Source organism: Sediminicola luteus, from assembly GCF_040566555.1.
GTDB lineage: Bacteria > Bacteroidota > Bacteroidia > Flavobacteriales > Flavobacteriaceae > Sediminicola.
On sequence record NZ_JBEWYP010000006.1, the window covers coordinates 29,890 to 51,931 of the forward strand.

General features: G+C 39.8%; 20 protein-coding genes. 17 read left to right on the plus strand and 3 right to left on the minus strand.

What is annotated here, in order from left to right; genetic code table 11:
* Positions 1 to 132 precede the first annotated feature (132 nt).
* Positions 133 to 1,362, minus strand: a complete 1,230-nt coding sequence (locus tag ABXZ32_RS11045) for an APC family permease (RefSeq protein ID WP_354618737.1) — start codon at positions 1,360 to 1,362, stop codon at positions 133 to 135.
* 327 nt (positions 1,363 to 1,689) lie between these two features.
* On the opposite strand from ABXZ32_RS11045, the gene ABXZ32_RS11050 reads away from it, so the two are divergent.
* The 10 genes from ABXZ32_RS11050 (at position 1,690) to ABXZ32_RS11095 (ending at position 11,992) form a co-directional block, all read left to right on the plus strand.
* Positions 1,690 to 2,085 carry a hypothetical protein gene (locus tag ABXZ32_RS11050; protein ID WP_354618738.1) on the plus strand — a complete coding sequence of 132 codons (396 nt, stop codon included), beginning with the start codon at positions 1,690 to 1,692 and terminating at the stop codon, positions 2,083 to 2,085.
* A gap of 226 nt (positions 2,086 to 2,311) precedes the next feature.
* Positions 2,312 to 2,758 (plus strand): response regulator, encoded by a 447-nt coding sequence (locus tag ABXZ32_RS11055; protein WP_354618739.1) that lies wholly within the window; start codon positions 2,312 to 2,314, stop codon positions 2,756 to 2,758.
* 12 nt (positions 2,759 to 2,770) lie between these two features.
* A complete protein-coding gene (locus ABXZ32_RS11060) occupies positions 2,771 to 5,977 on the plus strand; it encodes a PAS domain-containing sensor histidine kinase (protein ID WP_354618740.1) in 3,207 nt (1,068 codons plus the stop codon).
* A gap of 233 nt (positions 5,978 to 6,210) precedes the next feature.
* Positions 6,211 to 6,444 carry a thioredoxin family protein gene (locus ABXZ32_RS11065; RefSeq protein ID WP_354618741.1) on the plus strand — a complete coding sequence of 78 codons (234 nt, stop codon included), beginning with the start codon at positions 6,211 to 6,213 and terminating at the stop codon, positions 6,442 to 6,444.
* A gap of 70 nt (positions 6,445 to 6,514) precedes the next feature.
* A complete protein-coding gene (locus ABXZ32_RS11070) occupies positions 6,515 to 7,126 on the plus strand; it encodes a MarR family winged helix-turn-helix transcriptional regulator (RefSeq protein WP_354618742.1) in 612 nt (203 codons plus the stop codon).
* A gap of 104 nt (positions 7,127 to 7,230) precedes the next feature.
* The gene (locus tag ABXZ32_RS11075) at positions 7,231 to 8,493 is read left to right on the plus strand and encodes a M14 family metallopeptidase (protein WP_354618743.1); all 1,263 of its coding nucleotides are present in this window, start codon (positions 7,231 to 7,233) and stop codon (positions 8,491 to 8,493) included.
* A gap of 80 nt (positions 8,494 to 8,573) precedes the next feature.
* Positions 8,574 to 9,131: a dihydrofolate reductase family protein gene (locus tag ABXZ32_RS11080; RefSeq protein WP_354618744.1), complete on the plus strand. Its 558-nt coding sequence runs from the start codon at positions 8,574 to 8,576 to the stop codon at positions 9,129 to 9,131.
* A 135-nt stretch (positions 9,132 to 9,266) separates the two neighbouring features.
* The gene (locus ABXZ32_RS11085) at positions 9,267 to 9,995 is read left to right on the plus strand and encodes an oxygen-binding di-iron domain-containing protein (protein ID WP_354618745.1); all 729 of its coding nucleotides are present in this window, start codon (positions 9,267 to 9,269) and stop codon (positions 9,993 to 9,995) included.
* Positions 9,996 to 10,119: 124 nt separating this feature from the next.
* Entirely contained in the window at positions 10,120 to 10,953 is an 834-nt protein-coding gene (locus ABXZ32_RS11090; protein WP_354618746.1) for a helix-turn-helix domain-containing protein, read from the plus strand.
* Positions 10,954 to 11,023: 70 nt separating this feature from the next.
* Positions 11,024 to 11,992, plus strand: a complete 969-nt coding sequence (locus ABXZ32_RS11095) for a zinc-binding alcohol dehydrogenase family protein (RefSeq protein WP_354618747.1) — start codon at positions 11,024 to 11,026, stop codon at positions 11,990 to 11,992.
* A 20-nt stretch (positions 11,993 to 12,012) separates the two neighbouring features.
* On the opposite strand, the gene ABXZ32_RS11100 is transcribed toward ABXZ32_RS11095, so the two are convergent.
* A complete protein-coding gene (locus ABXZ32_RS11100; RefSeq protein WP_354618748.1) occupies positions 12,013 to 13,317 on the minus strand; it encodes a serine hydrolase domain-containing protein in 1,305 nt (434 codons plus the stop codon).
* 322 nt (positions 13,318 to 13,639) lie between these two features.
* Between ABXZ32_RS11100 and ABXZ32_RS11105 the strand changes: the two genes are divergently transcribed.
* Positions 13,640 to 14,902 (plus strand): aminotransferase class V-fold PLP-dependent enzyme, encoded by a 1,263-nt coding sequence (locus tag ABXZ32_RS11105; protein ID WP_354618749.1) that lies wholly within the window; start codon positions 13,640 to 13,642, stop codon positions 14,900 to 14,902.
* 3 nt (positions 14,903 to 14,905) lie between these two features.
* Here the strand turns inward: ABXZ32_RS11105 and ABXZ32_RS11110 are convergent, their stop codons facing one another.
* Entirely contained in the window at positions 14,906 to 15,220 is a 315-nt protein-coding gene (locus ABXZ32_RS11110) for a winged helix-turn-helix transcriptional regulator (RefSeq protein ID WP_062058547.1), read from the minus strand.
* A 120-nt stretch (positions 15,221 to 15,340) separates the two neighbouring features.
* Between ABXZ32_RS11110 and ABXZ32_RS11115 the strand changes: the two genes are divergently transcribed.
* From ABXZ32_RS11115 to ABXZ32_RS11140, 6 genes are all read left to right on the plus strand, one after another.
* Positions 15,341 to 15,853 (plus strand): lactoylglutathione lyase family protein, encoded by a 513-nt coding sequence (locus ABXZ32_RS11115; RefSeq protein ID WP_354618750.1) that lies wholly within the window; start codon positions 15,341 to 15,343, stop codon positions 15,851 to 15,853.
* A gap of 134 nt (positions 15,854 to 15,987) precedes the next feature.
* Positions 15,988 to 16,371, plus strand: a complete 384-nt coding sequence (locus ABXZ32_RS11120) for a VOC family protein (RefSeq protein WP_354618751.1) — start codon at positions 15,988 to 15,990, stop codon at positions 16,369 to 16,371.
* A 95-nt stretch (positions 16,372 to 16,466) separates the two neighbouring features.
* A complete protein-coding gene (locus ABXZ32_RS11125; protein ID WP_354618752.1) occupies positions 16,467 to 16,895 on the plus strand; it encodes a hypothetical protein in 429 nt (142 codons plus the stop codon).
* A 56-nt stretch (positions 16,896 to 16,951) separates the two neighbouring features.
* Positions 16,952 to 17,548, plus strand: coding sequence for a GNAT family N-acetyltransferase (locus ABXZ32_RS11130; RefSeq protein ID WP_354618753.1), 597 nt, complete (start codon positions 16,952 to 16,954; stop codon positions 17,546 to 17,548).
* A 66-nt stretch (positions 17,549 to 17,614) separates the two neighbouring features.
* The gene (locus tag ABXZ32_RS11135; protein ID WP_354618754.1) at positions 17,615 to 18,769 is read left to right on the plus strand and encodes a serine hydrolase domain-containing protein; all 1,155 of its coding nucleotides are present in this window, start codon (positions 17,615 to 17,617) and stop codon (positions 18,767 to 18,769) included.
* 121 nt (positions 18,770 to 18,890) lie between these two features.
* Positions 18,891 to 22,007 carry a beta propeller repeat protein gene (locus ABXZ32_RS11140; protein ID WP_354618755.1) on the plus strand — a complete coding sequence of 1,039 codons (3,117 nt, stop codon included), beginning with the start codon at positions 18,891 to 18,893 and terminating at the stop codon, positions 22,005 to 22,007.
* Positions 22,008 to 22,042 lie beyond the last annotated feature (35 nt).

Sequence of the window (22,042 nt, forward strand, 5' to 3'; positions counted from 1 at the left end):
TCATAACTCAGCAACAGATTCCTAGATTAACCTATAACAGCAATTGATAAAGGTTGTGAATATTAAATTTTTGAATCATCATAGGATTGAAATTATACTTTGGTATTGGGCCAATTTTCCCATTGATGTGCATTACACTACGGCCACTATCTTATACGCAAGGAATACAATGCATAGAATGGTGGCAATCAGGGGCAGGAAAAACTTCCGGTTCCCCCAACATTTCTTCTTGCCAAAATCCATAAACGCCAACTTTACCTGTGAGAGGTTTACGAGCACGAAGACGCTAATGATAACGTAGCTGGTCATGTTGGCAAGTTGAACAATAGGGAGGAATACGGCCAAGACCACAATCCCAATGGAAATGACGATGGTGGCCAACAAAGGAGTCCGAAACTTCTTATGTACCCTGTGAAACAATTTTGGTGCGCTGTTCTGACCGGCCAATCCGTAAAGGACCCTTGAGCCCATAATTACCTGAGCCAAAACCCCGTTTAATACCGCAACCAAACTAATCACACTTATAAAATAAGCGTAATGCTGCCCTTTGTTAGCCACAATTTCCGCCATAGGGGCATCTGTGGATGAAAGCTCAGTCAGCGGTAAGGATATTACGGCTACAACGGCTACAGCTACGTAGAGGGTCAATGCGATGAATAAACTGCCCATAATGGCCACGGGCATGCTCTTTTTCGGGTTTTTGGCCTCCTCGGCAACATTTGCCAAGTCTTCGAAGCCAACAAAAGCATAGAAAGCCAAGAACGCGCCTTGAAACACTGCTAATACATCATAACCAGGTGCCCTAACGAACATTTGTGAAAAATGCGAAGTAAATTTCTCTATATCGATGTCTGCCACAAAGATGACAAATAGGAGTCCACCAACCTCAATCAGTGTTATGAACCCTATTACATTCAAAGATTCACCAATACCCCATATGGCGAGCATACAAAGGAGCGTCATACTAACGATGATGACCAATGCATCGGGGATTTCTATGAACACGTCCAAGTAACCAACAAATCCTTTGATGATGGCTGCAGCTGAAATGAACCCGGTAAAAATCACACCCCACCCAACCAAGGTGGCCAATCGCTTAGAGTTGAATGCATTTTTCACATAGACAATTTCCCCCCCACTTTTCGGAAACCGCGGCGAAAGAAGGGAATAGGAGTAAGCGGTCAATCCTGCTAAAACACCGGCAATTAGGAACGAAAGGGGAGCCAGCGATCCGGCATATCCTGCCACTTTTCCCACCAGCACATAAATACCTGCACCCAACATGGTTCCAATTCCATACAAGAGAATTTGAACTGTACCGAGTTGTTTCTTTAGCCCTACACCTTCCTGTCCACCGTCCATACTTAAGGATTTCTCCCTAAGTTAAGGGATTGTTTAATGAGAAATATAAAAGAGGCTTTTTTTCTCCATACCACATGTGCATTTAGTTTGTTGATCCTAGGTCCTTCAATTAGCAACTTATCTCTATGAATAATCGGCCTTTTCCCATCTGAAACGAAGCAGACTGAATAGGATGTAGTAAATAGCGGTTTAGAGGTTTCCCTAAACCATTCTTGTATTTATTAAGTATCTTGCTTATAGAATAGTAAATCCAATCATGTACCTATTGCTGTCCAAGATTGTTGCTGGTCATTTTAAAAAATGAACCCATTCAAATCAACTCCATAAATGAAATTAATCATCAAACTATTTGGAATATTACTGTTGGTGGCGGGGATATCGCTGCTTATTTATCCTGAACTCATTATCGGTTGGATAGGAGATAATATAGAGAACACCTCACTGTATATCACTGCTATAATTGTGAGGTTGGTTATTGGTCTTTTATTTATAGTGGTTGCCAAGCAATCAAAATATCCTGTGGCAATTAAACTTTTCGGTTACCTGTTCATAGCAGCCTCTTTTGTCTTAATTTTTATAGGTCATGTTGGTTTTCAACACCTTATCAACTCCGTTATTCCCGAAGTGGAACCCTATGCTCCGTTGAGCGGTGTCCTTAGTATGGTGTTTGGCGGATTTATTATTTATGCTTTTACGGCAAATAAAAAAACAGAGCGGAAATAAATCTAGGCGTACCACAAACAAGTTGTGGTTCTTGGTATTGAAATTTCCCAAATATAAATCCTATCAATTAACTATCTTAGTGCAAGCTGAACATTTCCGGTGCAATGGTCTCATTTCAAATCCAATATAAGTGCATAACTATACTGATTGAACATGGCTATTTTTCACTTTAGATTTAGGAATAAAAATTAATTTTACATCATATTTAATATTTGAACCCTTCACAATGGACGTTATAAAATATAATCTCTTACTTGCTGATGACGATTCAGATGATTGTCTTTTTTTTAAGGAAGCTTTAGAAGAATTGCCAGTGGACGCATCTCTTTCCACAGTAAATGATGGAGTGCAACTTATGGATTTTTTATCTTCAAATTCAGGAGATCTACCTGACGCTCTTTTCCTTGATTTGAACATGCCACGAAAATCAGGCTTAGAATGTTTGACAGAAATAAAAGTAACGGATGAATTGAAGCATCTCCCAATAATCATATTCTCAACCTCCCTTGATCTAGACGTGGTGGATTCACTTTATGAAAAAGGCGCCAACTATTACATCCGAAAGCCTGGGGATTTTTCTGCCTTAAAAAAGGTGATTTTTGAAGCTATAACCCTAACCAACAATGCTAATTCCAAACACCCCAATAGGGATAAATTTATACTTCTTCCGTAAATAAGTATTTTAATGAAAAGTAAAAACACAGAGCATTATTTCTTGAAAGGTGGCGGAGAAATGGGCGAACTCATTCGGAATAAAGATTGGGACAAAACCCCCTTGGGCAATCCAGAAAACTGGCCTGAAAGTTTACGTACCATGGTTTCTGTGATGTTGGAAAATCCTTTTGGAATGTATATCGCTTGGGGCAAGGAATATACTCAAATTTATAATGATGGTTATCGCCCAATTTTAGGAACTACCAAACACCCACAAGCGTTGGGAATTAGCTCTAAGGAAACTTTCTCCGAAATATGGCACATTATTGAATCCATGTTTGACGGGGTTATGAATGGCGTACCTGTAGGTTTCCCCGATTTTATGTTGGAGCTCAACAGAAACGGATTTTTAGAGACCTGTTATTTCGATTTCGCCTATAGCCCTATTAGAATGAGCAATGGAGAAGTGGGGGGTGTATTGGTTACGGTAATTGAAACGACCAATAAAAAGAATGCTGAAATTGAACTAAAGGAAAGCAAAAATGAATTGCACTTTGCCATTGAGGCGGCACAACTAGGAACCTTTGATTTTAATCCACTTACCAATAAATTCTCTGCAAATGACAGGTTAAAACAATGGTTTGGATTATCGCCTGATGAACAAATTGAACTTTCAGATGCACTTAAAGTCGTCGTAGATGAAGACCGGACAAAATTAACCAACGCTATACAAAAGGCATTGGACTTTTCTTCAGGAGGAAAGTATGATGTGGAATACACTATTATCAATCCTATCTCTAAAAAGGAAATCATAGTTCATGCCAAAGGTAGGGCATGGTTCAATGAAAATAAAATAGCCTATCGCCTAAATGGAACATTAGAAGATGTTACCGAGCAGGTGATTGCACGACAAAAAATTCAAGAAAGCGAACAAAGCATACGCACTTTGGTTGAAAATGCACCATTCCCAATTGCGGTTTATACTGGGGAGGAAATGCGCATTACCCTCGCCAACCAATCCATAATGGAGGTATGGGGCAAAGGAAATAATGTCATAGGAAAGTTATACACCGATATTTTACCAGAGCTGGAAAGTCAGAAAATTTTTGAGCAGGTAAAAGAAGTCTTTTCAACAGGAATTCCTTTTCATGCTAAAAACCAAAAAGTGGATCTCCTTAAAAATGGAATATTAAAAGCCCATTATTTTAATTACAGTTTCACACCCTTATCTGATGCTTCCGGTAAGGTGTATGGGGTAATGAACACGGCTGCTGAAGTAACCGAACTGCTCGAAGCCAAACAAAAGGTAGAAGCTGCCTTAACAGAGATCAATCTTTTTAAGTTTATGGCGGATACGGCAGGGGACCCCTTCATCCTGATGGACGAAGAGGGCCGTTTTGTTTATCTCAACGACATGGCAATACAAAAATGGGGATATACAGAGCAGGAAATAAAGCAGTTAAGGGTACCTGATGTAGACCCTATTTATAATGAGGAAAAATTCCGAGATATGTTTCAGCTTTCGCAAAAACAAAATATCCCTCCTTTTGAAACCCTTCATAAAAACAAAAAAGGCATTATATACCCGGTGGAGATAAGTATTGGAAGTATCCAACAGGATGGTGAAACCTTATTATTCGCTGTTGCTAGGGATATAACAGAACGTAAAAAAGCTGAACAGGATGTTATAAGTGCGTTCCGTAAAATTGAAGAGAACGAAGAACGACTTAACATCGTTATCACGGCCAGTGAACTAGGGATTTGGGAATATAATTTAAAAACTAAAACAAATATAACTTCTAAACGCTGCAAAGAAATTTTTGGGATTTTAGATGAGAAGAATGGAGAAAATTTAGAGCCCTCCTCCTACTTCCACCCCGATGACCAGATCTTACGGGAGAAGGCAATTGAAGAATCATTTCGTACCGGTGTTCTTCAATACGAGGGTAGAATCCTATGGAAGGACAACACCATTCATTGGGTAGAATCAAAAGGGAAGGTTTTTTATAATAGTAGGAATGAACCAGAGCGGGTCATTGGTACCATGCGTGATATTACCGAAGAAAAAAACTTTCAAAACCTATTATTGGAAAGGGAGCAAAAGTTTCGACTGCTGGCCGATTCTATGGCGCAGCATGTGTGGACGTCCGATCCTAATGGGAAACTAAATTATTTCAACAAATCGGTTTTTGAATATTCGGGGTTGACCTTGGAACAACTAAATGAGTATGGATGGCTACAAATAGTGCATCCCGATGACCGTGACAAGAATATCAAAGAATGGACGCGCTGCATCCAAACCGGAGAAGATTTTTTACTGGAGCATCGATTTCGCAAACACAATGGGGAATACAGATGGCAATTAAGCAGGGCTCTTCCACAAAAAGACAAGAATGGCAATATCACCATGTGGGTTGGCACGAGTACCGATATACAAGATCAGAAAATGTTTGCCAATGAACTCGAAAAACAGGTTTTTGAAAGAACAAAAGAGCTTAATCAAAATAACCTCGATCTTGAAAAAATGAATAAGGAGCTACAGGCTTTCGCTTACATCTCCAGCCATGACTTACAAGAACCGTTGCGTAAAATTCAAACTTTTGCCTCACAAATCATCGAGAAGGAATATCTGAACCTAACAGAGAGTGGGAAGGATAAATTTCAACGTATGCAAAAGGCAGCCAATAGAATGCAACACCTAATTCAGGACCTACTTGCCTATTCCCGCACCAGTACGGAGGAAAGAAATTTTGAAGACGCTCACCTGAATAATATTGTTGAGTTGGTCAAGGAAGATTTAAAAGAGGAACTTCTGCAAAAAAATGGCACCGTTGAAACCGGTGAAATGTGTGAGATAAAGGTGATACCATTTCAATTCAGACAGTTGATTTACAACCTCGTAAGCAACTCTATTAAGTTTACAAAGGGGGACGATGCTCCACACATCAAAATTACAAGTGAAATTGCGAAAGGAAAAAAATTCAACATAGAGAAGCTATCCAAAAATATGGAATATTGCCACATCAATATTTCGGATAACGGGATTGGATTTGATCAAGAATACAGCGAAAAGATTTTTGATGTCTTCTCACGCTTACACGGAAAAGAGAAATTTCAGGGAACAGGAATAGGGCTTGCCATTGTAAAGAAAATAGTAGAAAATCATAACGGATTTATTTTTGCAAAAGGCGAATTAAATAAAGGGGCAACATTTGATATTTATATACCATCTATTTGACCGAGAGCAAAATGTAGGCAACTGTGGTCTGGAGTGGATTGCCGAGCTATGTAAACCAATTCTGTTAAGGATTTTAAAGAATACTTCACATAAAAATATTTGCAAGCTCTAAGAAGCTCCGTCCCCTATTTTTTCAAATCTACACGAAAATATACTTGTTTATATTTTTATTAGTTAGGATTCCTTACTATATTTATGTGGCAATAGTGCATTAACCAGTAAATTCCATCAACATGAGCAAATCAATTTTTTATCATGCAGGTTGTCCAGTGTGTATCAGCGCTGAACATGACGTGCTTGAATTGGTAGGAGCCGATAACGTAGAAATTGTAAATATTGGCGAAAACAAATCAAGAATCAGTGAAGCGGAAAATGCAGGCGTTAAATCTGTTCCTGCTTTACTTACCCCTAAAGGGAATGTTTTACATTTAAATTATGGAGCTTCCATAGCAGATGTAAAAGGTTAAACTTATATAGAATAATAATGTTAGGAAGACTTATTTTGCCTGTCGAATAAACATTGGCAGGCTTTTTTTTATGGACAAAAGCATTTTTAATCCCAGGGAGCAAGAAGACAATATCTCAAGTAAGATAATTGTAGGGCTTGAACGTATTTCGGAAGTATTTAAAATATTACTCTGGGATAAGGCAAAATTGGTGGGCTTGAGCCCAATTCAAATTCAGATTCTGATTTTTGTTGCGTTTCACAAGCAAGAACTTTGCAACGTAAGTCATTTGGCCAAGGAATTTAATATAACCAAACCAACCATCAGTGATGCGATCAAAGTTATGGATAAAAAGGGCATTATTAGCAAGGACTTCTCCTCTGTTGACAATCGCAGTTATTCCATTCGTCTAACAAAAGCAGGAAGTAAAATTGTAGCTGAAACCGCAAATTTTGCTGATCCCTTGAAAGCTCGACTCACTGGCATTGAACCAGCCAATTTAGAAAGTCTTTTTGATTCGTTGGGCAAATTAATTTACCAATTAAATCAAAATGGTATTTTGACTGTACAACGCACGTGTTATGGTTGCAAATTTTATAAAAAAACTGAAACTACGGACTTTTGCAATATGTTGAATAAGCCACTGCTCAATTCTGATATTAGGTTGGATTGTCCGGAGTTTATAGAAAGAGCTGGCAGCTAACAGCGCCTCTTGATTCTTAAATAGCTTATTTACTAACAATAAAGATTTCGTACATTTAAATCGGCACGTGTCATAAGCTTACTAACTCATTTAATTCTACATCATTGAAGAACTTTAAAATTAAAGCCCCCCTTTTTATTCTCATCATCTTATGTTTCTTGGGATGTAAGTCAACTACCCAATGGAAAGGACAGGAACCCATCAAGAAAGTCAGCACGCAAACTGTTCCCATTCAGCGGCAATACAAAGGAGTTTTCGATCTGGGCGATGGCATATTTATGTCCAATGATTATAGTGGTGCCAGAATGAACGGTGTTGCCCGTACCAATGACTCCCTACTTTCTGTTTTAATAACTCCCGAGAACTTGCCCATCAATCCAAGCCCCTGGTATGGATTCAAAATTTGGTCAGAAACGGAAAAAGACCAATACGTAAAACTCACCTATAATGAAGATGCTTTCCATAGGTACTTTCCAAAACTCAGTAAAAATGGATCCACTTGGGAAGCCTTGGATTCCTTGAGGTATACCTCTGTAAAGAAAATCTTTAATGAAAGGGAATTGGCAGAAAGTATTACCATGAAGCTGTCGTTAAGCAAAGACACCCTTTGGATCTCAGCTCAGGAATTGATCACTTCCTCAGAAGTGGATGGCTGGACGAACAAAAAATTAATGACCAATTCCTTTGTTACAAAATCAACCATTGGGGAAAGTAACCAAGGGAGACCTATCAATTTGCTTAAAATAGGAGAAAGCAACGATCAAAAAATGATCATGGTAATTTCCAGACAGCACCCACCGGAGGTAACCGGCTTTCTCGCGATGCAGGCGTTCATAGAAACCATATCTGGAGAGACCGACCTTGCAAAACGTTTTAGAGCTGTCTACAATACCTATGTGGTTCCTCTTGTAAATCCAGATGGGGCCGATAATGGCCATTGGCGACATAATTATGGTGGCGTTGATTTAAACAGGGATTGGGAAAGCTTTAATCAACCTGAGACCAGGGCCATAAGGGATTTTATGCGTGAAAAAGTAACAGAAACAGGGGGCAAATTTTATTTTGGAGTCGATTTTCATTCCACTTGGGAAGATATTTTCTATACCATCTCCCCTGAACTAAAAGGGAATATGCCCGGATTGGTTCCAAAGGTAATCAGTGGTTTAGAAGATGAATTTCCTGGATACAAACCCAATATTAGACCTAGTCCAGGAACCGGTACTAAAATTAATTCTACGGCTTTCTTCTTTTTCGAATTTGGGGCCGAGTCTTTTACCTATGAGGTTGGTGATAATACCCCTCTGGAATTTGTTCGTAAGAAAGGAGAGGTAACCGCCCTAAAATTGATGGAGCAACTATTGAAATAATTTAACCTTCAACAATAGATTGTAACCCGTAAGGCGGCATGTAAAAACTAAAGCCACTATAAGGACCAAAATAAAATGTAATGGAAAGGAAGAACAGCGTTTATATAGCTACAAGTTTAGATGGTTATATAGCTGACAAAAACGGAGGAATTGAATGGCTCGATTCCATAAAGATTCCCGATGATGAAGATATGGGTTATGTGAAGTTTACTGAGGAAATTGACGCCCTTGTAATGGGTCGCACCACCTTTGAAACAGTCCTGGGATTTGATGTGGATTGGCCCTATCAAAAGCCCGTCTTTGTATTGAGTACCACTTTAAATGAAATCCCTGAAAGCCATAAAGGAAAGGCGCACCTTGTAAAAGGCACTACGGTTGAAATTTTAGGGCAAATCCATAAAAAAGGATATTTCCGACTGTACATTGATGGCGGAAAGACTATTCAGAATTTTTTGAAGGAAGACCTCATTGACGAGATGATCATCACCGTATTCCCACTTGTATTAGGAGGTGGCTCTCCTCTATTTTCCGAAACCCCTAAGGAATTGGCATTTGAATTGGTTGAATCTAAAGTCTATTTCAACCAGCTGGTTCAGCACCATTACATTCGAAATAGAGAAACAAAAACTACCAAGTAATTGGCGTTTGATCCCCATTTTTAAAAGAATCCCTTGCATAATGTCGTTTTTTTACAATCATACTTAACAAATCCTTTTTATCTTTAAGTATATGGATTTATTGAAATATAATATTCATTCCTTAAAAATAAAGTTATGGTCAAGGTTTCAGAGATTGCACCGGATGTATACCGAATTTCGGTATTTGTAGAAGAATTTAATTTACAGTTCAATCATTTTTTAATAAAAGATGATGAGCCCATGCTTTATCACGCAGGGATGAAACAAATGTTTCCCGTGCTACTGGAAGAAGTACGTAAGCTAATTGACCCTGCTAAGATCATGTGGATCGGTTTTAGTCATTTTGAAGTAGATGAATGCGGAGCACTAAATGAGTGGCTACAAGTGGCTCCAAATGCAAAAGCGGTATGTAGCGAAGCGGGTGCCATTGTTAATATGGAAGACTTTGCCATAAGGCCAGCACTTGCATTGGCAGATAATACCGTTTTTAGTACAGGAAAACACAAGTATCGTTTTATTAGAACTCCCCATTTACCGCATGGCTGGGATGCAGGGGTAATGTTCGAAGAAACAAATGGAACACTGCTGTGCTCGGATTTATTTCACCAAAATGGCAATGCAACAGATATAACGGATAAAGATATTTTGGCTTCACACAAAAAATCAATGCTCGACTATGAGCAAGGACCCCTTATGGAATACACCCCTTATACCCATAAAACTGAAAAATTACTTTATTCATTGGCAGATCTTAAACCAAAAACATTGGCAACAATGCACGGTTCCTCATTCTATGGCGATTGTAGTCAGGCCCTCATGGATCTCAATGTGGTCATGAAAGAAATCTGGGGCACTAAGGGCTAAGCGGCAAACCGACTAATGTTTATCATATTAAGAACACAAATACCTGTATATCATTAATTTAACTCCCCTATTTGCATATCGACTGATTTCGTCCTTATCCGCAAATAAACTATCTTTAGAATAGATGAGTAGCCTGATTACAGAATATATGCCATGCGAAAGTCTCAGACCGTTTGTTGAACTTTTCTGGGAGGGCAGTTTTAATGCAAATGCTTCTGGGCAAATTTCCATGCAATTGATTCCTAATGGTTGCCTGGAATTGATTATCCATCTCAACGATCTCCATTGCAATCTTCAAAAAGACAATTCTTGGTCACAAACTCCCGACTACATGATAATAGGAATGTTTACCCAACCTTACGAAGTACGGTTTGAGAATCATGTGAAAGTATTTGCCATACGTTTTAAACCAGAAGCAATCTATAACGTCTTTGGCGTACCCGCTTCAAAGCTTAAAGAACGTTATGAAGATATGTCGATGGTGTTGGGCAGTAGTTTTAGGGACTTTAGCCACAGGCTAAGAGAGGAGAAAAGTGTGGGAGGCATGATCAGAAATACTGAAAAATATTTATTAAAGTGTCTATTGGAAAATAAGATTGACCTCAACTATGTCAATTCCGCTGCTGATCTAATCCGCAATACAAAAGGCATCAAGATAGAGGACCTCCCAAACAGGTTATACATTAGCCAACGACAATTGGAAAGAGAATTTAAGGACAAGGTAGGGATTAGCCCTAAACACTATTTGCGTATCACCAGAATTAATGAAGTACTACGGATGCTGAGCGCAAATCGACCGATCGATTTAACAAGTGTTGCATATCATTGCGGCTATTTCGACCAAGCCCATTTTATAAAGGATTTTAAAAGAATAACGGGTATCAAACCTACTATTTATATCAGGGAAAGGAGACAGATCATAGCCAACCCTGGCTTGGCACATTATAGCCAAAAGTAAAATACAAAACTACCACACAATATGTTGTACATATTCCTTATACAAAGCGTTATATTGAATTAAAAAATAAATGAAAGCAGCGATAACAATTCAACCAGGTGGTCCAAGTGTAATTGAAATTAGGGACGTCCCGAAGCCCAAAATTAAATCGGGTTGGGCACTCATTTCCGTAAAAGCATTTGGCTTGAACCGTGCTGAAATATATACGCGGAGAGGGGAATCTCCCGGAGTTACATTTCCCAGGATTCAGGGAATAGAATGTGTTGGAGTCGTGGAGGAAGACCCTTCCCATACGTACGCGAAAGGGCAGCAAGTAGCTGCAATGATGGGAGGCATGGGGCGTTTCTTTGATGGTGGATATGCAGAGTACGCCTTGGTACCTTTGAAAATTATGTTACCATTTACAAGCCAGTTACCTTGGGAAACTTTGGGAGCAATCCCTGAGATGTTCCAGACCGTATCGGGCTCACTCCACCAAGCCCTTGAAATTGAAAATGGCGAATCACTTTTAATCCGTGGGGGTACTTCTTCTATAGGGATGTTGGCTTGTCAGTTGGCAAAAACAAAAGGGTTAACCGTAATATCAACAACAAGGAACCTCAAAAAGAAGGAGGCTCTTTTGGCCAATGGTGCGGATTATGTGGTAATTGACAATGGTACTGTTTCTGATCAAGTACGAGAATTATATCCCTTGGGAGTAAACAAAGTTTTGGAATTGGTAGGCACCAAAACCCTAAAAGATTCATTGAAGTGCATTGCTCCAAAAGGATTGGTCTGCATGACAGGCATCTTAGGAAACGAATGGACAATGAAAGAGTTTACCCCTATGGGTGACATCCCATCTTTAGGCCGACTCACAGTTTACATGGGAGAATCAGATAACCTATCCAAGGAACTGTTCCAAGAATTTATTGATCATGTAGAAAATGGAACTATCGTATTGAATATTGACAAAGTTTTTCCACTTGATGAAGTTGCAGCGGCTCATCAATACATGGAAGACAATAACGCAATAGGAAAAATAGTAGTGACGATATAAATTAGAGCGGACAATTCCCTCTAAAGATGAGGAACAGGATCCGTAGTGCTATTTAAGGCTAGTTTGGGGGTGTTTTTTTCATACACCTCTTTTACGATCTTATGAAGGTCTGGTATCACAATTTTTGCAAGCTTGGAGTTACTGTTCAGAAGAACACAGATGCCCAGATCAGCTTCTGGAAATACCGCAATCTCATTTCTATAATTATTAACGCTTCCCCCATGGTGCCAGATAGTTTTTTCCTGGCTGGAATCGTCTTCCCTATATTTATGGATTCTCCACCCAAAACCATAGTAGGATGACAAATGTCCAGGCCAACGCTGGTAATATTTGTTGTGCCCCTTTATTTCCACAAAAGGATTAAAAGCTTCCGCCAAGGCAGACTTGTCCATTAACTCCGGATTATGCCCTAGTAAAAATCGCATCCACCTACCCATATCATGGGCATTGGCATTTATCCCTCCTGCAGCAATAGCATTGTAGTAATTGTCATTAAGTCGCAATGTTTTCCAACTGTTTCGTCTTTGTGAATGTGGCATGGCAACATTTTCTGTATGCTCCAAAGTTTCATAATCCATAGTGGTAGAGCACATTCCCAATGGCGTAAAGAACCTATTATCCAATGATGTGGAGATCTCTTGTCCAGTAGCCTTGGACATAATTTCACCACAAAGGGCGAACATGGCATTTTGATAGCTATACATAATTCCTGGTTGGCTTATAGGCTTTACGGCCTTAAAGCGCCCTGCAATTTCTTTTAAGGACAGGCCAGCTTCTACAAGATTGGTATAACTGTGGTACGGTGTACCCGAAGTGTGCGACAATATATTGGCCAAGGTGATCTTATCTGTATTCTTTCTGTCTCCCAATTGAAATTCCGGTAGGTAGTCACTAACCTTATCTTTCCAATCCAATTTCCCTTCATTCTTTAAATTGGCAGCCAATATTCCAGCAAATCCTTTGGAAAGGGAGCCCAATCTAAAGACGGTTTCCCCGTCGACCCCGTCATTTAAGTTGATGTTTCTTTTACCGAAACCATCTGAGATAACAATGGAATCTTGCATTACAATACTTACCCCGGCACCCACAATATCCCCGGAGGCGATCGCTTTATCAAAATAGGCCTTTACAGCTTCCTTCAATTCTTGTTGGTGCACGTTATAAAGTTCGCGCTCTTTCTGACTGATTAAATTCTCAATAGGTTTGGAAGTTGCGGCAACCTTGTCTTTCTCTATAATGGAGCCATCTTTAAAAAGATAAAAGGCCAAGACAACTAGTGTAAGAATTAGAAGTGTAGGTCCTACTAAAATCTTGAATCTCCGCATGGGGTAAAAATTTATTGGATTCGGTTAATAAATCGTGAATATAGGATTATATACCATATTAAACGTTGAAATACATGATTTTAGTACAATTTTATTAAGTATTATAATCTTCAAAAAAATAATGAAGTGTGTTTGACAAGGATACTACCTATTCTCCACCTTTACTTTAGGTTTTTATCCCGATAAACCAATCCTTTAGACATGTCATTTAAAGGGTAGGAATGTCCGACTTTGATACTATGAGCATTTTCTATAATGCTAAGGAAAAACGAGATCAAAGGCACATTTAATAATTCTGTATCTTTATTCAAATTGATACCGAATGAACAAACGTGATTTTTTAAAAAACATGTCTTTGGCCGTCATAGGGGCCCCATTTTATGGAAGCGCGATGGCAACTTCTCTTGAGAGCATAGCTAAAATACCCGCAGACATAGTAGCCCATAATGAAGATTTTTGGTTAAAGGTGCGCCAGGATTATAAACTAAAACCAGAGTATATCAACCTGGAAAGCGGATATTACAACATCATCCCCACCCCTACGCTTAACGCCCTTCACAAAAACATAGATATGGTAAACTATGAAGGTTCATATTATATGCGAACTGTGCAATGGGAAAACAAAAAACGGATGTCAGAAAAACTGGCTCAAATCATTGGATCTACCTCGAAGAATGTCATCATTACAAGAAATACCACAGAATCCTTGGATATGATTATTAGCGGGATGAATTGGATTGCAGGTGATGAAGCTGTATATGCCATTCAGGATTATGGGGCCATGAAGGTGATGTTTGAACAAGTAGCAAAGCGATATGGTATCATAAACAAAGAAATTTCAGTACCCAATCATCCAAAATCCGATGAGGAAATTGTAGCGGTTTACGAAGAGGCAATCACCGATAAGACAAAATTGCTAATGGTGTGTCATATGATCAACATTACGGGACAAATATTGCCCATAAAAAAGATTTGTCAAATGGCGCACAGCAAAGGTGTCAAGGTTATGGTAGATGGGGCACATTGTGTGGGTCATATCGAATTTGATATTAATGACCTAGAATGTGATTTCTATGGTTCCAGTTTGCACAAATGGTTAGCGGTTCCTCTAGGTACAGGTTTATTGTATGTCGCAGATGAACATATAGATACCATATGGCCAATTTTTGCAGAAGACAAGAGGGAACCTGGTGATATTTCACGATTGAACCATACGGGAACAATACCTGTTTATCACGATTTGACCATAGAAAGTGCCATAGATTATTACAATATGTTGGGAGGGGCCAGGAAAGAAGCCCGAATGCGATATTTACAGGAATATTGGACCCAAAAAGTGAGAAACCACAAAGGAATCGTAGTGAATACACCTGCAGATTCCCAAAGGGCATGCGGGATTGCCAATGTTGGCATTGAAGGAATGGAACCTGAAATCATGGCAAAAAAACTCCTCGAAGACTATCACATTTTTACGGTTGCCATTAAATATGCCAATGTTCACGGCTGTAGAATAACACCAAATGTATTTACTACAACTGAGGAACTGGATGTATTTGTAAAAGCTCTAAAGGAAATGGCGGCATAAACTTTAATGCATTTGCTGTTTTCCCCATGTATCTAAATCCCTCAAAATGGATTCCAACGATTTTCCGGTTGCGGTCAATTCATATTCCACCTTGGGGGGCACTACTGGGTACACCTTTCTGCTTACAAGTTGATCGCGCTCCAATTCCCTAACGGTCTGTGTAAACATCTTGTTCGATATTCCAGGAATTGTTTTTTGCAAAACCCCTGATCTCAATGGCCCGTTTAGTAAATGGAACAAAAGCAGAGGTTTCCATTTATTTCCAATAAGATCCATCGTTAAATGTAACGGACAGTCATATTCTTTTTTCAATTTCATATCTATATATAACTAAATATCAATATTTTACTCTTTTTGGTAGGTATATTACTTTTTGGTAAGTTATTGCCATTAAGGCAAATATAACCTAAATTTGTTGCATCATTAAAATTGAACACTATGAAATTGAATACTAATTATCCAAGATCCTTTTCCCATATCGGGATTACAGTTCCCAATATCAAAGAAGCTGTAAAATTTTATTCGGAAGTCATGGGCTGGTATATCATTATGGAACCTTCTACGGTCAAAAAAGAAAGGGATACCGCGATCGGTCAAATGTGTATTGACGTATTTGGCGAAGTTTGGACCGAATTTGAAATCGCACATCTTTCCACTTCGGATGGCATTGGCATAGAATTGTTTTCCTTCCCGCACGGAATTAAGGAGGCCCCTGAATTTAGTCCATTTAATACTGGACTTTTCCATTTCTGTATCCAAGATCCGGAGATTGAAAATTTAGTGGAGAAGATAGTTGCTGCCGGTGGTAAGCAAAGAATGCCGATCAGGGAATATTACCCCAACGATAAGCCCTACAAGATGTGTTATGTGGAAGATCCTTTCGGAATTGTATTTGAAGTGTACACCCATAGTTATGAGCTCACATATTCCTCTGGGGCCTATGCCAAGTAAAAATTAATATCCCATACATTTTCAAATAGCCCAAGTTTCAACACTTGGGCTTTTTGCATTTATCTACTGTTTGTGTATCTTGGAAGAGCATGATGAGTACCTAAAATTGATCAATTAGGGATAAAACCGTACAAATGATAAAAACAGAACCAATCCTTGCCGTGAAAGATGTGAATAAAAGTTCCTCCTGGTATCAAAAACTCCTGAATTGCAAGGGTATACACGGGGGTACTTCTTTTGAAGTTCTGACCGATATGGATGGAAATCAGATTCTTTCTTTGCACAAATGGGATGAACACGGCCACCCTACCCTTACCAACGCAAAAATCAAACCGGGTCATGGGCTTATATTGTACTTTCGAGTGGATAATTTGGATCGGTTATGGCAAAATGCAAAAGACCTGAAGGCCTTTATAGAGGAGGAGCCACATTTGAATAAGAATTCAGGACGGATGGAATTTTCACTTCGCGATTTGGATGATTATTATATTTCTATTTGCGCTGATAATACAGATTGAAAATGAATGTCTATTTTCAATGAACCTTGTTTTTGTGTCTTGTTCTGGCATGATTAGTGCAATCAAATTACTTAAGAACCAACCTCTATATAGGTATGAAAAATCTACTACTATCACTATTTTTAGTCAGTTACCTTTCCTTATCTGCCCAAACGGAATCGTATGCAGGAACTTATGGTATCTCACCAGAAAATGAAACCGGACATGTCTTGAAATGGACCCTATCCCTGAAAGCGGATGGTACTTTTTTATACAATTTCTACCGCAAGCTCAATTGCACTTCTTGTACTCAGGAAAACTTCTATGGCAAAGGAACATGGAAGGCTGAAAAAAATCTAATCTCTTTTTCTACTGATGAAAAGGATGATATAGATGACGTGCATACCATGAATTTCAACAATACCAAAGCAAGGATCAATCGCAAATCCCCTAGAGACATATCCAACAGAACCACTAAAGAATCTATTATTTTTTATAGCTCTGAACTTTTCACGATCAAGGGCTTGGAACTTTTTAAAATGTAATGGGATTCATATCTTCCAGGTACACTATTTATATTTTTGAATAAACCCTATAACAAATGAAGATCAGAAAGGCCACCTCTAAGGATGCAGAGTCCATCGCAACACTTCTAATGTTGGTTTTGGAAAAAATGATCTATAAGTTCATTGGAGAAACGGACTATACCAAAGCGAAAGAATTTTTAGCATACTTTCTTCAGAAGGAGCATAACCAATACTCCTTCCGGAACTGTTACGTCGCAGAAATTGACAACGAAATAATTGGGGTGGTTAACCTGTATAATGGGGCGGAATTATACGAACTAAGACAGCCTATTTTAGATCATATTGCCGAACATTATGCTTCCGGCCTGCACATTGAGGACGAAACTCAAACTGGGGAATATTACATTGATACCATAGCGATTAACAAGAGCGTGCAAGGAAAAGGAGTAGGCTCTAAATTGTTGAACCACCTAATAAATCTATATGTATTTCAGCAGCAACAGACCTTAGGATTATTGGTAGATGAAAACAATCCCAAGGCCAAAAAACTGTATCTAAAAATGGGGTTTGAGTGCGTGGGTACCAAGAGCTTACTTGGACATCATTTGGATCATCTGCAAATTAAAAGGGAGCTTGCAAATACAAACAAAACAAGCTTTTCACTATCTTAATACATCTAAACTCTTATGATTCAACCGACTAGGGTAAACCATAAGAAATAAGTGCTTTAAGCAAGTATGAAAACAAGAACAAAAATCATCCTTTTGGGTGTTGCCACTTGTACCCTCCTTTATGCACAATGCAGCACGGACACCTATATGGGACGCTGGCTCAAATGGAGGGCATCGGACATCTTGGACCATGAAAAATTTCCAAATCATGATTTTGCCCCTTCTAAAGCACCTTTTCATTTCCTTTCGACGCCCCAATCGAATTTTGGTTCGATAATGGTCACAGTAAAAGAAAACAGTAAAGAGCCCTTGGAAGAGGTTATTAAAAATACTGGAACCACAGCCTTTCTTTTTATTAGAAACGATAGCCTTCTCTATGAAACATATAACAACGGTTACGACCGTGCCTCCATAAACACCTCCTTCTCCACGGCCAAATCCATAACTTCCCTGCTCATTGGCAAAGCTATTGATAATGGGTATATTAAATCCGAAGGCGATAAGGTGACCACCTATTTACCTGAATTAAAACAGATGGATACCCAATACGATGACCTTCATATTGCCCATCTCCTGGACATGCGAAGTGGCATTCAATTTAAAGACCATGATTTGCCCTGGGGAGATAAACCCAAAGCCTATTACAAACCTCATCTGCGAGAAAGGATAAAGGAACTGCCCATAACCTTTCCTCCCGATAGTCGCTTCCAATACAATTCTTACAATCCCATTATTTTGGGAATGATCTTGGAAAAAGTTACAGGCCTTTCCCCTGCCGCCTATTTTGAAGAGGCAATCTGGAATCATATGGGAATGGAATATGCAGGATCTTGGAGCATGGACAGCGAAGCGTCTGGGATGACCAAAATGGAGAGTGGCCTTAATCTGAGGGCCATCGACTTTGCAAAATTTGGTCGCCTTATCCTTAACAAAGGACAATGGAACAACATACAATTGATCTCCCAAGATTGGATCAACAAAAGCATGTCCATAGATCCAGATCACAAACTGCATGAATTTGGCAAGGAACTCTACTATGAAAATTGTTGGTGGCTCTACAATAAAAACGGCAAGACTCCCTATATCGTATCGGCTTCCGGTCATTTAGGGCAGTTCCTTTATATCTTCCCGGAAAAGAATATTATTATCGTACGAATGGGGAAAAAACAAGGTAATGTCCACTCTTGGAGCACAATTTTCAAAGAACTGTGTGGCTATTGATCTTCATCTGAAAGAATCAATCAGAAATTGTTTATGACTTCCTTAGTGTTCTATTTTATTGATTTTATTATCTTCAACACCGAGAATTTTTGAAGTCCATCACCTAACAAAACAACTACCTATGAAGCAGTTTTACCAAGCCGCATTTTTAGCCCTATTCTTATTTTCATTTCTTTCTACTTCTGCCCAGCGCAAGGTCAAAACCACAACAGAAACAGACACTTCCATTCCTAAAGATTTTTACGAGCAGTTGGAATGGCGCAATATTGGTCCCTATCGCGGTGGCCGATCTCTGGGGGCTGCAGGAAGCCCAGGAAGGCCCTATGAATATTATTTTGGGGCTACCGGTGGTGGTCTGTGGAAAACTGTGGACGGAGGCACCGAATGGTTCCCGGTTACAGACGGACAAGTGACCAGTTCTTCCGTTGGGGCCGTGGCAGTTGCGGAAACCAATCCAGATATCGTTTACATCGGTATGGGCGAAGTACAATTAAGGGGTAGCATCACCCAAGGGGATGGGGTCTATAAAACCACCGATGGAGGAAAAACATGGAGGCATATGGGATTGAAGGAAACTCAGGCCGTAGCCCGAATCCGCATTCACCCAACGGATCCCAATATTGTATATGTAGCGGCTTTGGGACACCCATACGGAGATAATGAAGAACGTGGTGTTTTCAAAAGCATAGATGGTGGAATTACTTGGAAAAAAGTACTTTATGTAGGTCCCAAGGCAGGAGCTGTAGACCTCATCTTGGATAGAAATAACCCAAAAACTATTTATGCAAGTACCTGGGAGGTACAACGTAAAGCTTGGAAAATGTGGGGCGGTGGTCCCGATTGTAAACTGTGGAAGTCAATAGACGGAGGTGATACCTGGACCGATTTATCCAAAAATCCAGGAATGCCCGAAGGACCATTGGGAAAAATCGGGGTTACCGTTTCCCCAGCCGATTCCAATAGGGTTTGGGCCATAGTGGAAGCCAATGAAGGAGGCGTTTTTCGCTCCGATGACAGTGGAAAGACTTGGGAACGCACCAATGATGAACGAAAATTACGCCAAAGGGCTTTTTATTATTCTAGAATATATGCCGATCCGTGGGATAAGGAAACGGTATATGGACTAAATACAGGCTTATATAAGTCGACCGACGGTGGAAAAACATTTGATAAGACCATAGAGGTTCCCCATGGTGATAATCACGATCTATGGATAGATCCCAATAACCCAGATCGTATGATCAATGCCAATGATGGAGGTGGTAACGTGACCATAAATGGCGGTAAAACATGGACGGAACAAGATTATATCACCACCCAATTATACCATGTAATGACCACCAGCGATGTACCCTATCATGTGGCTGGGGCGCAGCAAGACAATAGTACCGTTGCCGTACCTAGCGATGGATGGGAACATATGATGGCCAGAGGACCCAACCACGGTTGGTATTACGCCGTTGGCGGTGGCGAAAGTGGATGGATTACCCAACACCCGAGCAAACCAGATATCTTCTATGCAGGGAGTCAGGGCGCACTATTGACCCGTTACGATCGCAGCAATGGTCAATCCAGGGACATACAAGTATATCCAAGATTCTTTTCAGGAGAACCTGCCAGTGCCCTTCCAGAAAGATGGCAATGGACCTTCCCAATTATGTTTGCCCCACAGGATGAATCAGTCATGTATACCTGTTCCCAACATGTTTGGAAAACAACCAATGATGGCCAAACTTGGGAAAAGATAAGTCCAGATTTGACCTATGCGGACCCCTCAACCCTTGGAAAAACTGGTGGCGTGATCACTATGGATATGAACGGACCCGAAATATATGCTACCGTTTTTGCCCTGGCCCCTTCCAATCATGATATCAATACGATTTGGGCGGGCTCCGACGATGGAAAAATTCACATTACCAGGGATGGTGGTAAAAACTGGACGGATATTACCCCTAAAGACCTACCTAAATTTTCGAGGGTGAGTATTATCGATGAGTCTGTACATCGTCCAGGCACATTATTTGTTGCCGCTAACCGCTATCAAGTAGATGACAGACAACCTTATGTTTTCAAGACCCATGACTACGGAAAAACATGGACAAAAATCACCAACGGTATTGCTGATGGTCATTTTGCACGTGCCGTGAGGGAAGATCCTAAGAGGGAAGGATTACTGTTTTTAGCAACGGAACACGGGGTATATTTCTCTATGAACGATGGGGCACTATGGCAGAGTCTACAATTGAAATTACCGGACACCCCCATCCGCGATCTGGTCATCAAAGACAATGATGTAGTATTAGGATCCCACGGCCGTGGTTTCTGGATTTTGGACAATATTCAGCCCTTGCGCCAATACAATGATAAAATGAAGACCGAGCCAGCCGTTCTTTTTCAACCTGCTGATGCCATTCGTGGTGTTTATGACGCCCAAGTCCAATACTACCTAAAATCAGAAATGGATACGATTACTATTGACATTTTAGATGCCAAGGATCAACTCATTTCTTCCTTCACGGGTAGCAAGCCCAAGTATGAAGTAGACCCAAATATTCCCTGGTGGGAACGAGGAGGCTCCTCAAAACCTACCACGGCAAAGGGCATAAATACTTTTACGTGGGATCTGCGATATCCAGGGGCAACCACTTTTGACGGAATGATCATATGGAGTGCCAGTCCACAGCGAGGACCAAAGGCGCCATTGGGCAATTATAAAGTACGCATGAAAGTGGGAGATGTAGAACAGACAATGGAATTTGCCATTAAAATGGACCCTAATTTAAAAGGCATCACCCCTGAGGATCTACAGGAACAATTTGAGCTGGCCACAAAAATCAAGAATAGGACCAGTGAGGCAAATGAAGCTGTTATTAGAATACGAAACATAAGAAAACAACTCAACACCTATAAAGACGAATTAAAATCTTCTGAATTCAACAACGCCATAACTCCTTTAGCATCGAAAATAGCACAAATAGAGGAAGAGCTTTATCAAGTGAAGAACCAATCTGGTCAAGATCCACTGAATTTTCCAATTAAACTGAACAACAGATTGGCCTCTTTACGAAGAAGTTTGGAAGATGGGGATGCCAAACCCACAGATGGGGCGTATCTCGTATTCAAAGAATTATCTGCTGAATTAGATGGTTTATTGAATGATCTTGAACAGACGCTAGAGCTTCATCTACCAAAGGTGAACAGTATTTTAAAAAGTGAAGGTAAAACAGAAATAAAATAGGAATAGTAGATTTAAAATTAGCAATATCATACCCC

Excerpts from the sequence above, each read along its gene's own strand:
- ABXZ32_RS11045 (WP_354618737.1), bottom strand. The coding sequence starts at position 1,362 with ATGGACGGTGGACAGGAAGGTGTAGGGCTAAAGAAACAACTCGGTACA.
- ABXZ32_RS11050 (WP_354618738.1), top strand. The coding sequence starts at position 1,690 with ATGAAATTAATCATCAAACTATTTGGAATATTACTGTTGGTGGCGGGG.
- ABXZ32_RS11055 (WP_354618739.1), top strand. The coding sequence starts at position 2,312 with ATGGACGTTATAAAATATAATCTCTTACTTGCTGATGACGATTCAGAT.
- ABXZ32_RS11060 (WP_354618740.1), top strand. The coding sequence starts at position 2,771 with ATGAAAAGTAAAAACACAGAGCATTATTTCTTGAAAGGTGGCGGAGAA.
- ABXZ32_RS11065 (WP_354618741.1), top strand. The coding sequence starts at position 6,211 with ATGAGCAAATCAATTTTTTATCATGCAGGTTGTCCAGTGTGTATCAGC.
- ABXZ32_RS11070 (WP_354618742.1), top strand. The coding sequence starts at position 6,515 with ATGGACAAAAGCATTTTTAATCCCAGGGAGCAAGAAGACAATATCTCA.
- ABXZ32_RS11080 (WP_354618744.1), top strand. The coding sequence starts at position 8,574 with ATGGAAAGGAAGAACAGCGTTTATATAGCTACAAGTTTAGATGGTTAT.
- ABXZ32_RS11085 (WP_354618745.1), top strand. The coding sequence starts at position 9,267 with ATGGTCAAGGTTTCAGAGATTGCACCGGATGTATACCGAATTTCGGTA.
- ABXZ32_RS11090 (WP_354618746.1), top strand. The coding sequence starts at position 10,120 with ATGAGTAGCCTGATTACAGAATATATGCCATGCGAAAGTCTCAGACCG.
- ABXZ32_RS11095 (WP_354618747.1), top strand. The coding sequence starts at position 11,024 with ATGAAAGCAGCGATAACAATTCAACCAGGTGGTCCAAGTGTAATTGAA.
- ABXZ32_RS11100 (WP_354618748.1), bottom strand. The coding sequence starts at position 13,317 with ATGCGGAGATTCAAGATTTTAGTAGGACCTACACTTCTAATTCTTACA.
- ABXZ32_RS11105 (WP_354618749.1), top strand. The coding sequence starts at position 13,640 with ATGAACAAACGTGATTTTTTAAAAAACATGTCTTTGGCCGTCATAGGG.
- ABXZ32_RS11110 (WP_062058547.1), bottom strand. The coding sequence starts at position 15,220 with ATGAAATTGAAAAAAGAATATGACTGTCCGTTACATTTAACGATGGAT.
- ABXZ32_RS11115 (WP_354618750.1), top strand. The coding sequence starts at position 15,341 with ATGAAATTGAATACTAATTATCCAAGATCCTTTTCCCATATCGGGATT.
- ABXZ32_RS11120 (WP_354618751.1), top strand. The coding sequence starts at position 15,988 with ATGATAAAAACAGAACCAATCCTTGCCGTGAAAGATGTGAATAAAAGT.
- ABXZ32_RS11125 (WP_354618752.1), top strand. The coding sequence starts at position 16,467 with ATGAAAAATCTACTACTATCACTATTTTTAGTCAGTTACCTTTCCTTA.
- ABXZ32_RS11130 (WP_354618753.1), top strand. The coding sequence starts at position 16,952 with ATGAAGATCAGAAAGGCCACCTCTAAGGATGCAGAGTCCATCGCAACA.
- ABXZ32_RS11135 (WP_354618754.1), top strand. The coding sequence starts at position 17,615 with ATGAAAACAAGAACAAAAATCATCCTTTTGGGTGTTGCCACTTGTACC.
- ABXZ32_RS11140 (WP_354618755.1), top strand. The coding sequence starts at position 18,891 with ATGAAGCAGTTTTACCAAGCCGCATTTTTAGCCCTATTCTTATTTTCA.